Origin of the sequence: Helicobacter sp. 11-8110 (assembly GCF_003288905.1) — a bacterium.
Taxonomy (GTDB): Bacteria; Campylobacterota; Campylobacteria; order Campylobacterales; family Helicobacteraceae; genus Helicobacter_D; species Helicobacter_D colisuis.
On sequence record NZ_NHYL01000003.1, the window covers coordinates 62,563 to 76,975 of the forward strand.

The 14,413-nt window shown below is 35.1% G+C and carries 15 protein-coding genes and 1 tRNA gene; 7 read left to right on the forward strand and 9 right to left on the reverse strand.

Annotation, left to right across the window (positions count from 1 at the left end; genetic code table 11):
• The first annotated feature begins 145 nt into the window (after positions 1-145).
• Both CCY98_RS04240 and metA read left to right on the forward strand, forming a co-directional pair.
• A complete protein-coding gene (locus CCY98_RS04240; RefSeq protein WP_112057347.1) occupies positions 146-1,438 on the forward strand; it encodes an aminotransferase class I/II-fold pyridoxal phosphate-dependent enzyme in 1,293 nt (430 codons plus the stop codon).
• Between the two features lie 9 nt (positions 1,439-1,447).
• Positions 1,448-2,338: a homoserine O-succinyltransferase gene (gene metA / locus CCY98_RS04245; protein WP_112057348.1), complete on the forward strand. Its 891-nt coding sequence runs from the start codon at positions 1,448-1,450 to the stop codon at positions 2,336-2,338.
• Here the strand turns inward: metA and CCY98_RS04250 are convergent.
• The 5 genes from CCY98_RS04250 to CCY98_RS04270 all read right to left on the reverse strand — a co-directional run bounded on the left by CCY98_RS04250 (position 2,335) and on the right by CCY98_RS04270 (position 8,690).
• A complete protein-coding gene (locus CCY98_RS04250) occupies positions 2,335-2,805 on the reverse strand; it encodes a hypothetical protein (RefSeq protein ID WP_112057349.1) in 471 nt (156 codons plus the stop codon). The two genes, metA and CCY98_RS04250, sit on opposite strands and share 4 nt — an antisense overlap.
• 1 nt (position 2,806) lies before the next feature.
• Positions 2,807-3,268 (reverse strand): Sua5/YciO/YrdC/YwlC family protein, encoded by a 462-nt coding sequence (locus tag CCY98_RS04255; RefSeq protein WP_112057350.1) that lies wholly within the window; start codon positions 3,266-3,268, stop codon positions 2,807-2,809.
• A 2-nt stretch (positions 3,269-3,270) separates the two neighbouring features.
• Positions 3,271-6,549, reverse strand: coding sequence for a carbamoyl-phosphate synthase large subunit (carB, locus tag CCY98_RS04260; protein ID WP_112057351.1), 3,279 nt, complete (start codon positions 6,547-6,549; stop codon positions 3,271-3,273).
• Between the two features lie 74 nt (positions 6,550-6,623).
• Positions 6,624-7,247: a guanylate kinase gene (gene gmk, locus CCY98_RS04265; protein ID WP_112057352.1), complete on the reverse strand. Its 624-nt coding sequence runs from the start codon at positions 7,245-7,247 to the stop codon at positions 6,624-6,626.
• A complete protein-coding gene (locus CCY98_RS04270; protein WP_112057353.1) occupies positions 7,248-8,690 on the reverse strand; it encodes a hypothetical protein in 1,443 nt (480 codons plus the stop codon).
• 102 nt (positions 8,691-8,792) lie between these two features.
• On the opposite strand from CCY98_RS04270, the gene CCY98_RS04275 reads away from it, so the two are divergent.
• The gene (locus tag CCY98_RS04275; RefSeq protein WP_112057354.1) at positions 8,793-9,326 is read left to right on the forward strand and encodes a phospholipase D-like domain-containing protein; all 534 of its coding nucleotides are present in this window, start codon (positions 8,793-8,795) and stop codon (positions 9,324-9,326) included.
• Positions 9,327-9,363: 37 nt separating this feature from the next.
• Here the strand turns inward: CCY98_RS04275 and CCY98_RS04280 are convergent, their stop codons facing one another.
• Positions 9,364-10,155, reverse strand: a complete 792-nt coding sequence (locus CCY98_RS04280; RefSeq protein WP_112057355.1) for a TatD family hydrolase — start codon at positions 10,153-10,155, stop codon at positions 9,364-9,366.
• Between the two features lie 70 nt (positions 10,156-10,225).
• Here CCY98_RS04280 and ribE point away from each other — a divergent pair, with 70 nt between their 5' ends.
• Positions 10,226-10,840 carry a riboflavin synthase gene (gene ribE / locus CCY98_RS04285; protein WP_112057356.1) on the forward strand — a complete coding sequence of 205 codons (615 nt, stop codon included), beginning with the start codon at positions 10,226-10,228 and terminating at the stop codon, positions 10,838-10,840.
• Between the two features lies 1 nt (position 10,841).
• The gene (locus CCY98_RS04290; RefSeq protein ID WP_112057357.1) at positions 10,842-11,123 is read left to right on the forward strand and encodes an EscU/YscU/HrcU family type III secretion system export apparatus switch protein; all 282 of its coding nucleotides are present in this window, start codon (positions 10,842-10,844) and stop codon (positions 11,121-11,123) included.
• A gap of 37 nt (positions 11,124-11,160) precedes the next feature.
• On the opposite strand, the gene CCY98_RS04295 is transcribed toward CCY98_RS04290, so the two are convergent.
• Positions 11,161-11,940 carry a histidinol-phosphatase gene (locus CCY98_RS04295; RefSeq protein ID WP_112057358.1) on the reverse strand — a complete coding sequence of 260 codons (780 nt, stop codon included), beginning with the start codon at positions 11,938-11,940 and terminating at the stop codon, positions 11,161-11,163.
• Entirely contained in the window at positions 11,941-12,417 is a 477-nt protein-coding gene (locus tag CCY98_RS04300) for a hypothetical protein (RefSeq protein WP_112057359.1), read from the reverse strand.
• 109 nt (positions 12,418-12,526) lie between these two features.
• Between CCY98_RS04300 and CCY98_RS04305 the strand changes: the two genes are divergently transcribed.
• Together CCY98_RS04305 and pglC are read left to right on the forward strand one after the other, a co-directional pair.
• The gene (locus tag CCY98_RS04305; protein WP_112057360.1) at positions 12,527-13,678 is read left to right on the forward strand and encodes a glycosyltransferase family 4 protein; all 1,152 of its coding nucleotides are present in this window, start codon (positions 12,527-12,529) and stop codon (positions 13,676-13,678) included.
• Positions 13,659-14,264 carry an undecaprenyl phosphate N,N'-diacetylbacillosamine 1-phosphate transferase gene (gene pglC / locus CCY98_RS04310; protein WP_112057361.1) on the forward strand — a complete coding sequence of 202 codons (606 nt, stop codon included), beginning with the start codon at positions 13,659-13,661 and terminating at the stop codon, positions 14,262-14,264. Before CCY98_RS04305 ends, pglC begins: the two co-directional genes overlap by 20 nt.
• 1 nt (position 14,265) lies before the next feature.
• On the opposite strand, the gene CCY98_RS04315 is transcribed toward pglC, so the two are convergent.
• Positions 14,266-14,341, reverse strand: a tRNA-Glu gene (locus CCY98_RS04315).
• Positions 14,342-14,413 lie beyond the last annotated feature (72 nt).

Consider the following 14,413-nt stretch of genomic DNA (forward strand, 5'->3'; position numbering starts at 1 on the left):
GATTAAATTGAGCAAAAATTTATTAATCTTGAGTAATTTAGTAACAAAAAAATATATTTTTGCAATTTTATTTTATATACAATATGTATTTAAATATTTTATGCTAATATTTCACCAAAACAATAAAACTTTAAAAGGATAAAAAATGCCAAATTTAACACATAATAATTTTTCACAAGAAACTCTTGCGCTTCATGCTGGATACACTTATGATTCTCAAAGGACGCTTAGTATTCCTATTTACCAAAATACCGCTTATAGTTTTGAGAGTTTGCAACAAGCAGCCGCACGATTTGGGCTTCAAGAGCTTGGTAATATCTATTCACGCCTTACTAACCCAACCACAGATATTTTAGGCGCTAGATTAGCTGCGATTGAGGGAGGAGCCTTTGGCGTCCCGACTTCAAGTGGAAGTGCGGCTATTTTTTATGCGCTTGTTAATCTAGCGCAAAATGGCGATAATATCGCATTTTCAAACAAAATCTATGGAGGCACACAAACCTTATTAGTGCATACACTCAAAAGATTTGGGATTGAAGCAAGAGTTTTTGATATTGATGATATTGACAACACTTTAGAAAAAGTTATTGATTCAAAAACAAAAGCTATCTTTTTTGAAAGTCTTTCCAATCCACAAATAGCTATTGCTGATGCAGAAAAAATCACAAAAATTGCCAAAGCTCACGGGATTGTAAGCGTTTGCGATAACACTGTTGCCACTGCATTTTTACACAAACCCTTTGATTATGGTGTTGATATTGCTGTTTATAGCCTTAGCAAATATGTGAATGGGCAAGGCAGTGCATTAGGTGGAGCGGTTATTGAGCGTAATGGACTTAATGAACTCATTAAAGACAATCCTCGCTATCTACCTTTCAATACTCCAGATGAAAGTTATCACGGGCTTGTGTATGCCTCACTTCCTTTACCTATTTTCTCTATTCGCCTTATTACAGAATGGCTAAGAAATATCGGAGCAACACTCTCTCCACAAAATGCATGGATTATATTACAAGGATTAGAAACTCTTGAATTAAGAATCCAAAAACATAGCGCCAATGCACTAGAAGTGGCAAAATTCCTAGAATCTCACCCAAAAGTCAAAAGCGTTAATTATCCTGCATTAAGCAACAATCCCTATCATCACCTTGTGAATAAATATTTTACCAACAACCAATGCAGCGGACTTATTAGCTTTGAATCAGAAAGTTTTGAAGAAGCACAAAAAATCTGCAATGCTCTAGAACTTTTTGCTATTGTTGCTAATATCGGAGATTCTAAATCTCTCATTATCCATCCTGCTTCAACCACACATTCACAATTAAGCCAAAAAGAGCTTGATTTAGCAGGAATCACACCTGCTACAATCCGCTTAAGCATCGGATTAGAATCACCGCTTGATTTAATCGCTGATTTAAAACAAGCTTTAGAAAAATAAAGGATAAATATGCCACTCATTATTCCAGAAGATATTCCTGCCTTCAAAGCTCTCAAAGAACACGCTTTTATTATGGGTCAAAAAAGGGCAAAATCACAAGATATTCGCCCTTTGGAAGTTTTAATCATTAATCTTATGCCCGTTAAAATAGAAACTGAAAATCAGATTCTAGCCCTCCTTGCAAACTCCCCCTTGCAAGTCAATATCACTCTGCTTTCCACTGCCACCTATATAGGCAAAAATACTCCAAAATCACATTTGGATAAATTCTATGTTAATTTTGATTCAATTAAACATAAAAACTTTGATGGAGCTATCGTTACAGGTGCTCCAATTGAACATTTAGAATTTGAGCAAGTAAAATATTGGAGAGAATTAGTAGCGATTATGGATTATTTAAAGCATAATTGCACTAGCACTTTGTATTTGTGTTGGGGAGCGATGGCAGGGCTTTATCACTTTCATAAAATACAAAAAATACCTCTTAAAGAAAAACTTTTTGGTGTCTTTGAGCATTTTTGGGTAGAAAAAGATTTGTTACTCAATGGTTTAGATGAAATAGTAAAAATTCCTCATTCTAGGCATTCAGGCATCAACGAATCTCAAGTTGCGACAAATCCTAATCTAAAGGTTTTATTACAAGGAAAAGAAAGTGGAATCACTGCCCTTAAAGACAACAAAGATTTCTTTATCTTAGGACACCCAGAATACTCTAAAAACACTTTAGAATCTGAATATCAGAGGGATTTAAAAAAGGGATTATCCATTCACAAACCTTTCAACTACTTTGATTCTCAAGAAAATCCCATACTCTCTTGGCGATCTAGCGCAAGTGTCATGTTTTCAAATTGGTTGAACTTTTCGGTTTATCAAGACACACCTTTTATTTTGGAAAGCTAAGATTCTGGCTTTTCATAATAAGCTATTTTTTTCTTTCTCTCTTCTAAAGTCTCTTTTCCATTTAATGGATCTTTTAAATAAAAAATATAGAATCTATTTTCATAAAGACTATACACTCTACTCTCCGCTCCATTAATCTGTATCACTTTATTGCTAGATAATATGATTTCCCCTGTTTTATTTCCCAAAATAGGCACAAATAAAATCAAACACAAAAATAATAACACCACATAAAAAATCCGCGCAATACTCCCAAGCAAAGGAATAATAAATGCAATCCCAAACCCCAAAACCATTAAAACAAAAACAAAGGGATTAAAAACATTGCCAAAGAAAGGATTAAAGAATTCTCTAATTCCATAATAATTAATATAATTTGCAAAAATTGCTGCCCAAAAAATACAAAATAACAAAAACACCAAACAAACACTCACCAACAAAGAAGCAATTAGGCTAGAAATTTTCATTTTACCTCACAATCCTTAGATTATCATTCCCTACTCTAAATATTCTTGAAGCCTTAGAGGATGTAAAACCTCGTTTATCAATCACCCAAACATCAGCACTCTTCAAAGCAAACTCTAAATCAAAATTTTGCTTATGGGGATTTGCAGAAGTGGAATACAAATAAGGAAAAAAACACAAAAATTCACTATGCAAAGAATCTCTTACCACCCTAATCCCCAAAGAATGATCAACTAGTCTATTTTTACCCCTATAAATAAAGGTAGTTTTAGGACTATTGCGAATTATTTTTTTATATTTTTGTGGAATCCGCACCAACTCTTTAAGCTTTTGAAAACTCCCTAGCGTTAAAATAACTTTTTGACTAGATTGCCTTCCTTTTTTGGCATTTAACCTTTTAAAATCCAAACACAACAAACCAGCGGTTGTGTCGCTTTGTGCTAAAAATACACAATCGCTAAACACACCTACTCACTTAAATAGTCTTGGAGTGGCTTTGTAAGATTTGGATTAATCTTTTTAATCTCACTAATAGCGCTAATAGCCACCCTTGCTGCTTCAATAGTTGTAAAATAAGGGACATTATTGCGCAAAACTTGAGTGCGAATCTTATCAGTATCATCTTTGCTAGAAGCTTCATCGCTAGTATTAATTGCCAAAGCAATCTCGCCATTTGCAAGCATATCTCCGATATTAGGGCGCCCTTCACTAATTTTTAGCGCCTCCTCACAAGCAATACCTTGTTTGCGAATCTCTTGAGAAGTCCCTTTTGTTGCACAAATTTCAAATCCAAGCCCTTCAAGCTCTCTTGCTAGATCACCTGCTTGAGACTTATCAAGACTTCTTAGAGAAATAAACACCTTACCCCCAGTAGGAATAGGATTCTTACTTGCCATTTGGCTTTTAGCAAAGCTTACTCCAAAACTCTCACTAATTCCCATAACTTCCCCTGTAGATCGCATCTCTGGACCCAAAACCATAACTGCTCCACTTAACTTACTAAAAGGAAACACCGATTCTTTGACTGCAATGTGCTTTGGCTTTTTGGGCTTATATAATCCATCTTTAAACTCTACTTTTTTATGCTCATCATAAAACTTTAAAGCGGCTTTTAAGTCTTTATTAATCATCACATGAGTTGCGACTTTAGCTAATGGAATCCCTGTGGCTTTGGATACAAAAGGCACGGTGCGTGAGGCTCTAGGATTAACTTCAATCAAATAAAGTGTTCCTTCAAAAATTGCATATTGGGTATTCATAAGCCCAACCACGCCAAGATTCTTAGCAATTTTAGCTGTCGTTTCTTCAATCTCTTTTATTTTTTCTTTAGAAATGCTAATAGTTGGAATCGAACACGCCGAATCACCACTATGTATCCCTGCTTCTTCAATATGTTGCATAATACCTGCAATATAAACATCCTTGCCATCACAAATCGTATCTACATCAAGCTCTAAAGCATTATTTAAAAACTTGTCAATTAGCACTGGAGAATCTTCACTTACACTCACTGCCTCACTCATATAGTTTTTTAATTCTACTACATTATAAACAATTCGCATAGCACGACCTCCAAGCACATAGCTTGGACGAACAAGCACAGGGAATCCAATATTTTGTGCGATTTCTATTGCTTCTTCTTTGGTAAAAGCTGTACCGTTTTTAGGCTGTAAAAGTCCATTTTCTTCTACAAATTTTGCAAATTTCTCTCTATCTTCTGCGATATCAATTGTTTTTGCACTCGTTCCAATGATTTTTGCCCCAATGGTTGTTAGCTTTTTGGCGAGTTTGAGTGGTGTTTGTCCGCCAAAATGCACAATCACGCCATCAGGCTTTTCTTTTTCAATCACGCTACGCACACATTCAAAGGTAATGGGTTCAAAATACAAGACATCACTTGTATCATAGTCTGTGCTTACCGTCTCTGGATTGCAGTTATACATAATGCTTTGTATGCCCATATCTTTGAGGGCAAAACTTGCATGCACGCAACAATAATCAAACTCAATGCCTTGACCGATTCGATTTGGTCCGCCACCGATAATTAAAACTTTTTTTTGTGCATTTTGGTCTAGATTGTCTTGTGGGTTAGAATCTACAAAGGATTGTGCGTTAAAAGGCATTGTGCCATACAAATACGCTGTTTGTGTGCTAAATTCTGCCGCACAGGTATCTACTTCATTATAATGTAACTGCACTTGCAATCTTTGTCGCAATGCATATATGTCTTCTTCTCGTAATTCTAAGCCCTCATTTTTATTGATGAGGAATGCCAACATTTTATCGCTAAAGCCATATTGCTTGGTGAGTGCTAAAAACTCTGAATCTTGCAAGGATTCAAAAGAGATTTGCTTCTCTAATGCAATAATTTCTGCAATTTGGTGTAAGAAATATGGATCGATTTTGCACCATTCATGAATTTCTTCCACGCTTATATCATTACGTAATGCCTCTGCAATATACAAAAGCCTATGAGCATTTGGGCGACGCACTTCCCTTTGAATCTCGCTTAGATCGTTGCTGATTGGATTAAATCCAAAGATTCCTGTCTCTAAGCTACAGAGGGCTTTTTGCAAGGATTCTTTGAAGCTCACGCCAATTGCCATAACTTCCCCAATGGATTTCATAGAGGTGGTGAGTGTTGAATCTGCTTGTGGGAATTTTTCAAAGGTAAAGCGTGGGATTTTTGTTACAATATAATCAATGCTAGGTTCAAAACTCGCAGGTGTGCCTGTGATGTCGTTTTTAATTTCATCAAGTGTATAGCCTACCGCAAGCAATGTCGCAACTTTGGCAATTGGATAGCCTGTGGCTTTGGAGGCTAGAGCAGAGCTTCTAGAAACGCGTGGATTCATCTCAATAACCGTCATTCTACCGGTTTTTGGATTGATAGCAAATTGCACATTGCTTCCGCCTGTATCTACCCCAATTTCTCGCAAGATTTTAAAACTTGCATCACGCATTCGTTGGTATTCTTTGTCTGTAAGTGTAAGAGCAGGGGCGATCGTGATAGAATCTCCTGTATGCACACCCATAGGATCTAAATTTTCTATGCTACACACGATAATGCAGTTATCGCTTTTATCGCGTATTACTTCCATTTCAAACTCTTTCCAACCAAGTAGCGATTCTTCAATCAAAATTTCACTAATTGGGCTTGTATCTAAGCCATTTTGTGCAAGCGTTTTAAATTCATCAATATTATATGCCACGCCACTACCGCCACCAGCAAGGGTAAAACTTGCACGAATAATAAGTGGGAATCCTATTTCTCTGGCTGCTTCAAGTGCTTCTTCTATGGTGTAGGCATAGCGAGATTTTGGTAAATCCATACCGATTTTTAGCATTGCTTCTTTGAAAGCCTGTCTATCTTCACCCTTTTTAATCGCACTAGGATTTGCACCCAAAAACTTTACGCCCTCTAGCATACCTTTTTCATACATACTCATCGCGACATTTAGTGCGGTTTGCCCACCCATAGTAGGCAAAATAGCATCAACTTTTTCTTGTTTGATAATATTGGCAATCACTTCTTCGGTAATAGGTTCGATATAGGTGCGATCAGCAAGATTTGGATCAGTCATAATGGTTGCAGGATTAGAGTTTATAAGCACCACGCGATAGCCAAGCTTTTTGAGTGTTTTGGCTGCTTGTGTGCCAGAATAATCGAACTCACACGCTTGTCCAATGACAATGGGTCCTGAACCGATGAGTAAAATAGTTTTAATATCATTTCGTTTTGGCATAAAAAATCCTTCCTACTTTTTGAAAATTAATGTGACAAATTACCACTTATGCTTACTTAAAGATTCTAAAAACTTCATTGTTCCCATTTTTGCATTACCAAATCAATGGGATACAAACTTGCCCTACAAAAAGCCACTTTAGCAATGCAAACCAAAGTTTTAGCTGATTCTTCTAAATTTTCATTTATTACTAAATAATCAAATTTATCAAGCTTTTTGACCTCTCCTGCTGCATTTTCTAAACGCCTTTTAATGATTTCATTCTCATCACTCCCTCTAACTCCCAAACGCTCTTCTAAAATCTTTTTGCTATTGGTAGTTACAAAAACACTTGTTGTATGATTAGGAAAAGCTTTTTTGATATTTTCTTGCCCCTGCACATCTACATCAAAAATGACCAACTTGCCCTGCTCTAAGGCTTCTAAAATAGGCATTTTAGAAGTGCCATAATAATTCCCATGCACCAAAGCCCATTCTAAAAAATTATTCTCTTGAATGTTTTTTTGAAACTCCTCTTTAGAAATAAAATGATAATGGACACCCTCTTCTTCGCCTTTTCGCTTTTCTCTTGTTGTAGATGAAATTGAAAAATAATGCCTTGGAAATTCTTTTGCTAAAGCCTTATAAAGCGAACTCTTACCAGCTCCACTTGGTCCTGATAAAATTAAAATGGCTCCTTTTAGTTTAATTTCTTCCATTTAATCTTCTTTTTTAGGAAATTGAATGCTAATATTAATGGTAGCGCCACTTAAAAGCTCTTTTAAACTCTGTGTTTGCAAAGTCTGCAAAGCACCTATCAATGAATCTAACGAATTAATTTGCACATTACTTGGCAAAGCTACTTCTTTGGCTTCTTCTTTTGGCACAATAGATGCTATATTAGGTTCTTTTGCAATAGGCTCACCTAAAGCCTCACTCATTGCTTCTAAGCTTAGAGAATCAAATTCCCCTAAGTCTTCTGTTTCTTTCAAATCTTCTACTTCAAGATATTCTGAAATATCCGCGGGGGCTGATTCTGCTGATTCTGCTGATTCTGCTGATTCTGCTGATTCTGCTGATTCTGCTGATTCTTGAGTTTCTTGAGTTTCTTGAGTTTCTTGAGTTTCTTGAGTTTCTTGAGTTTCTTGAGTTTCTTGAGTTTCTTGAGTTTCTTGAGATTCTTGAGATTCTTGAGATTCTTGAGATTCTTGAGATTCTTGAGATTCTTGAGATTCTAATCCAATATCCACCTGTGGTATTTCATTGTTTTCTAAAGGTTGCGTTTCTAGCTCCCCTTCTACTTCCCAATTTACCTGATTATTCACTGCGTTATCTGCAATTTCCTTACTCTCATCATCACTTTTTTGTAAATTTTCCAATAAAGCATCAAAATCTGCTTCTTGTGGTAATTCTGCAGTCTCAAAAGTCTCTGTATTTTCTATCTTATCGCTTTTCTCTAGTTCTTCTAAATCTTCATTTTGAGCTCTATCAAGCTCCAAATCCTCAAAGCTTTTTCCTAAGTCATCTTGTGGTAGCTCTATCCCATCTTGTTCTTGCTGATTCTCTACTATTTCCAGCTCTTGCCCAATATCTTTATTTAAAACTTCTTCCTTTTGATTTAAGTCAATTATTTCTTCAAAATCTTCATTTTTACTATCTGCATCAGCAAACAATTGCTTAACTTCTTCAATATCTCTTTCATCTAATACATTTGCATTCAGCTCATCTGATGAATTAGTCTCCAAATCAGCCTCCAAGTCCAAATCTCCCAAATCTAACAATTCTTCATCTTGCTTTACCTCTTTAATTTCTTCTTTTGTGTTTTCTTCTATTTTTGCTTCATCAAGCGTCTCTATTCCACAAACTTCCGACAAAGTCTTCACAAGCTCTGTAGGCAAAAAAGGTTTTTGAATATACGCATCAAACCCTTCTACTCTTTGTGTTGATTTAGCATAAAGCAAGATCGCTTTAGTCTCCGAATTGGCTTGTTTATATTGCTCAAATTCATCTTGTTGGTAGCACTCATCATCCAATAAAAGCACATCTACTTGCATAGTCACATCAATCTCTTGTGTCTCAACCATCTCTAAACCAATTTTTGAAATACTAAGCGAGGCGAGCTTAGTAATCATTGGATTTTTATTTACTAGGTATATTTTCATTTGAAAAAGCGCTCCATTCTTTTTAATTTTTTGCAATGAAAGAATTTGCTAAAATTTCAAAATTTTAACAACTTTTATCTTAAGATTCACAAGGAAATTTTAATGTTTAACAAACTTTTCTGTATTTTTTACTTTTGCTTTATGCTTTCACTCCCTGCTTTTGCACAATCGCTTTATTTTATGCCACAGGAGCAAAATCAAGCAATCAAACAACTAATTAACACAATAAAAAGCGCTCAAAATACCCTTGATATTGCCATTTATAGCTTCACAAATCGCGAAATTAGCAAAGCTATCCGAGATACTGCCAAAAAGGGTGTGCAAGTGCGAATTATTTATGATAAAAAGTCCAATCAAAAAAATAATCACTCCACCATTGGCTACCTTGCTAAACTTAAAAATATACAAACTTGCTTTTTGGAGGGCAAACGCTCACAAAATGGAAAATATAATGGACTAATGCATAGCAAAATGGCTATTATAGATGATAAACATTTAATTCTAGGATCGGCAAATTGGTCTAAGAGCGCCTTTGAAACTAATTATGAAACATTAGCAATTCTAAAAAACAAAGAATTTATTCAAAAAGCACAAAAGGAATTTGAGGCAATGTTTAAAGAGTGCGAAAAATATTAACTCTCTAAAATCACCCTACTAAAAGGTGGATTAAAACTTAAATCCCAAAAAGTGTTTTAGTGTTTTGATTGATTATCCCCGCCAAACTCTCTTTGGAGAGATTTAAAATCTCACTCATTTTTTCTAATACAAGAGGAATATAAGAAGGTTCATTTCTCTTGCCCCTATGTGGATGAGGCGTAAGATAAGGCGCATCTGTTTCCAAAAGTAACGATTCTACTGGGATTTTAGGCAAAATTTCCACTAACTTTCTAGCATTTTTAAAAGTCAAAACCCCTCCAATTCCATAATAAAAGCCTTTTTGAGCAAGGCTAAGGAGCTGAAAATCTGCATTAAAGCAATGCAAAACTCCGCCTACTAATTCATTACAATAGGTTCGCAAAATCTCTAAACTATCTGCTGAAGCATCTCTAATATGAACAATTAAAGGCTTTTTATAAACAATAGCCAATTGAATTTGTGCAATAAAAACCTTCTTTTGAATTTGTTTTAACTCCTCAATACTCCCTAGCCTTGATTGCGCTAGTGCTTCTTCTAAGCAATAATAATCAAGCCCACACTCACCCACTGCAATACATTTCTCATCTTCCAAAAACTGCTTCAAAAAATTCTCATCATACAAATAGGCATAATTTGGATGCAACCCACTTGCAAAATAAACTTCTTCATATTTATGGGCTAACTCACACGCTCTACTCAAATCCTCTGGATGCGCTGCTGGAATAATAAAGCGAGTGATTCCAGCATTTCTAGCACGATCTAAAATAGCTTCAAAATCCTCTTTAAATCTTTTATCATCCAAATGACAATGTGTATCGCAAAGTTGCATAAAATATTCCTTATTTTTTGTTACAATTCTGAAAATTTTAATAGAACTTGGCTTAAATTAAGGAATATAAATGTTTACAGGCTTAGTTAGAGAGTTTGGGGAAGTGCTTGGATTCCAACAAAATATTCTCACACTCAAAGCAAAACACCGCCCAAAAATCGGAGATAGCATAGCAGTTAATGGCGCTTGTTTAACGGCTATAGAAATTTTTAACAATGGCTTTAGTGTAGAATTAAGTGAAGAGACACAATCACATATTGCTTTAGAATCCTATCAAGGCTTAGTGCATATTGAACCTGCTTTAAGATTACAAGATAGACTTGATGGGCATTTGGTGCAAGGGCATATAGATGGGATAGGAAAAATTATTAAAATCATTCCACATGCCATTGGTATTGATTTTTTTATCACCACCAATCGTGATATTTTAGCGCTTTGTGTCCCTAAAGGTAGTATTGCAATTAATGGAATTAGTCTTACTATTAATGAAGTTTTAGATGATTCACTACGCCTTACGCTCATTCCACATACAATCCAAAACACCCTCTTTGGGCAATATAGTGTCGGAACAAAAGTGAATATTGAAACAGATATGTTTGCAAGAATGGTGCAGCATTTCTTATCCAACAAAAAAGATTCTAATCTTACTTGGGAAAAAGTTGATAGAATCCTAGGGAGCTATTAAAATGCCTTTACCACTTTCTCAAAAAGCCGTTGCTCTAGCTTACGAACAAAACAAACACCGCGCTCCAAAAGTCTTAGCTAAAGGTGAAGGACTAATCGCCCAAAAAATTATTGAAAAGGCTAAAGAATACGATATTCCACTTTTTCAAAGCAAGGCTTTAGTAGATTCGCTTATTCATTTAGAAATTGATGAGGAAATTCCACCTGAACTTTACAAAGCTGTCGTGGAAGTATTTATTTGGCTTTACAAAACTGAACAAAAAACCCAAATGAGTCATTCATAAACCTACTAAAGCCATTAAAAAAAATTAATAATTCTTCTTAAAACTCCACCAACTCCCTATCGCGTGCTGTGTAAATCGCACATTTTGTATAGCCTACTTCTCTTGCTAAAGTTTCCAGAGCTTCTCTTGCAAACCCAACTTGCTCTATGGCATGCGCATCACTGCTAAAAACAATAGGAATATCAAGCCCATAACACATCTCCAAAATTTCCCTAGAAGGGTATTGCTCCTTGACTTCTTTACGCAGTCCTGCAGCATTAATTTCCACTGCCATATTGGCTTTTTTAATAGCTTTAAGGGTTGATTCTATAGTTTTGCGCAAGTCTTTTGTGGGGCGATAATTAAAAATCTTTAATAAATCCATATGTGCAACAATATCAAATTTACCACTCATCGCCATCTGCTTAGTAGTCTCAAAATATTGCTCCCAACAAGCATTAATATCGCGCTTTGCATATTCGCGAATAAACTCAGGATTATCAAATCCCCAATTCCCTAAAAAATGCACCGCTCCAATACGATAATCTAAAGGCAAACTCAAGATTCTCTCATCTAAAAGATGAGGCAAAAAGTCAATCTCCAAAGCCATTTTAATAGAAATTTGCGGAGCATATTTTGCTCTTAATTCTTCTATTTGTTGCAGATAAAAAGGTAATTCTGCAAAATCCATACGATATTGCTTATCAAACTCCATAGGATTATGACAAGAAAAACCAAAAATATCTATTTTTTCTTTTATGGCTTTTTGAATATACTCTTCCATAGTGCCACTAGCATGCTTACAAAGACTAGTATGATTATGCAAATCCACTCGCATTTATTCCATCCTTTTTTCCATTTCTTTGGTAATATGAAGACTTAAAATATGCTTATCAAACACCGCAACAGAAAACATTGCATCAAAAATTTTAATATCAAGCACAAATCCTTCAACTTTCACTTCTCGCTTTTTAGTGTCTTCTTGCAAACATTGTGCTTTAAAGAGCACTTCATTTCCAAGCTCAATGGGAGCTAAAAACTTCATCTCCACTCCAATAATGATAGCATTGGGATTATTCACTGCCAATAAGGCGCTATAAGCAGCGCTAGAATAAAGATTGCCTGTATGCACCAGCCCACTTTTATCTAAAATCATTTTGCTAGTTGTCTCTAACATAACACTTGCTTGTCTATTTTTTAGCTCTTTAATTGCACCATTGTTTGAATCAATATTCTGGCAAACTTTTTGAACAACCGATTCTTGATTGGCTTTATTCAAAAAGTCTTCATCCTCATTTATAAATTCATCTTCCACTTATAACACCTTATCCAAAACTTAAACCAAAATTATAACACAACAAAAAACATAAAAAATAAAAATGGTATAATTTCAGCCATATTTCATTATTTCAATAAGGAATTCCTTGAAAATTCTCTTTCTCTCGCACACCGATTCAAATCTCTATCGCTTTAGGCTTCCTGTAATGATTGCCTTGGTGAAAGCAGGGCATGAAGTCTTAGCCCTTACTCCCAAAGGAGAATATTTCTCACAATTTGCCAAGCACCAAATTACTGCTATTAATTATTCTATAGAGCGCAGCAGTCTTAATCCCTTTAAAGCTCTAAAGACTATTCAAAATATTGCAGAAATTCTCAAAAAAGAAAAACCAGATATTCTCCACACTTTTATGCTAAAGCCAAATATTTATGGATCTTTTGCTGCAAAAATTGCCAAGATTCCTTATGTGATTAATTCACTCACGGGATTAGGGAGTTTTTATATCCAAAAAACCCCAAAAACTTTTTTGCTTAAAATCTTAATTGAAAGGCTAAATTTCTTTGCTTTTAAAATTGCTAAAAAGGTGCTTTTTCAAAATCAAGATGATTTGGAACTTTATGTCAAAAAAGGCTTAGTGCCACGCAAAAAAACCATTCTCATAAAAGGCTCTGGAATTGACACAGAATTTTTCTCTCCACTACCCAAAAATCAAGTGTTGCTCCAAAGCCTAAAAATCCCTCAAGATTCACTTGTAGTCTTGATGATAGCAAGGGCAATTTTACACAAAGGCATAAAAGAATATTATGCAGCAGCAAACTTAGCAAAAGAAGCAAACTTAAAGTTACACTTTTTATATGTGGGCGGGATTGACACAGGAAATATCTCGCCTATAGATCAAGAATTTTTAGAAAATCAAAAACAAGTGCATTATTTGGGTGAAAGACAAGATATTAAAGAGCTTATTGGAATTTGCGATATTTTCGTGCTTCCAAGCTATAGAGAAGGGATTCCGCGCACACTTTTAGAAGCAGGCAGTATGGCAAAGCCTATCATCACCACTAATGCCGTTGGTTGCAAGGAAGTTGTTAGTAATGGATACAATGGATTTTTAGTTCCTATTGGAGATAGTCAAATTCTCTTTGAAAAACTTATCCAACTCTCACAAAATGAATCTTTAAGAAAAGAATTTGGAAAAAATAGCCGCAAAAAAATTTGCGAGGAATTTGGCGTGGAATCTATTGTAAAATCCTATCTTCAGCTGTATAAAGAGGTAAAAAATGTATCCACATTTCATTAAGCCAATCTTGGATTTTTTATTAGCTTTATTTTTGATTATTCTTTTTTCGCCAATTATTTTAATAGTTGCCCTATTAATTAGATTAAAACTTGGTTCGCCTATTTTTTTCATACAAGAGCGACCAGGGCTAAATGGAAAAATCTTTAAAATCTATAAGTTTCGCACAATGAGCAATCAAAGAGATTCCAAGGGACAATTGCTTAGTGATGAATTAAGATTAAAAGGATTTGGTAAATTTATTCGCAAAAGCAGCCTTGATGAACTCCCACAACTTTTTAATGTTTTAAAGGGAGAAATGAGTTTTGTAGGACCACGCCCACTCCTTGTTGAATACTTAAAGCTTTATAACAAAGAACAAGCTAGACGCCACGAAGTCAAACCCGGTATCACAGGTTGGGCTCAAGTCAATGGTCGCAATGCTATCTCCTGGGAAGAAAAATTTAGACTTGATGTGTATTATGTTAAAAACATTAGCTTTGGATTGGATTTAAAGATTCTTTATCTTACCTTTTTTAAGGTATTAAAACGAAAAGATATTAATTCAAGCACCAATATAACAATGGAAAAATTCAAGGGGAATGAGTAATTGGCGACCCTTGGAAGATTTGAACTTCCGTTACTGCCGTGAAAGGGCATTATCCTTGGCCACTAGATGAAAGGGTCGGCGGAATTTTAACATATTTTAGTTATAGAAAAATAAATCTAGACTCTAAAAGCTATCATTTAGGGATAAAA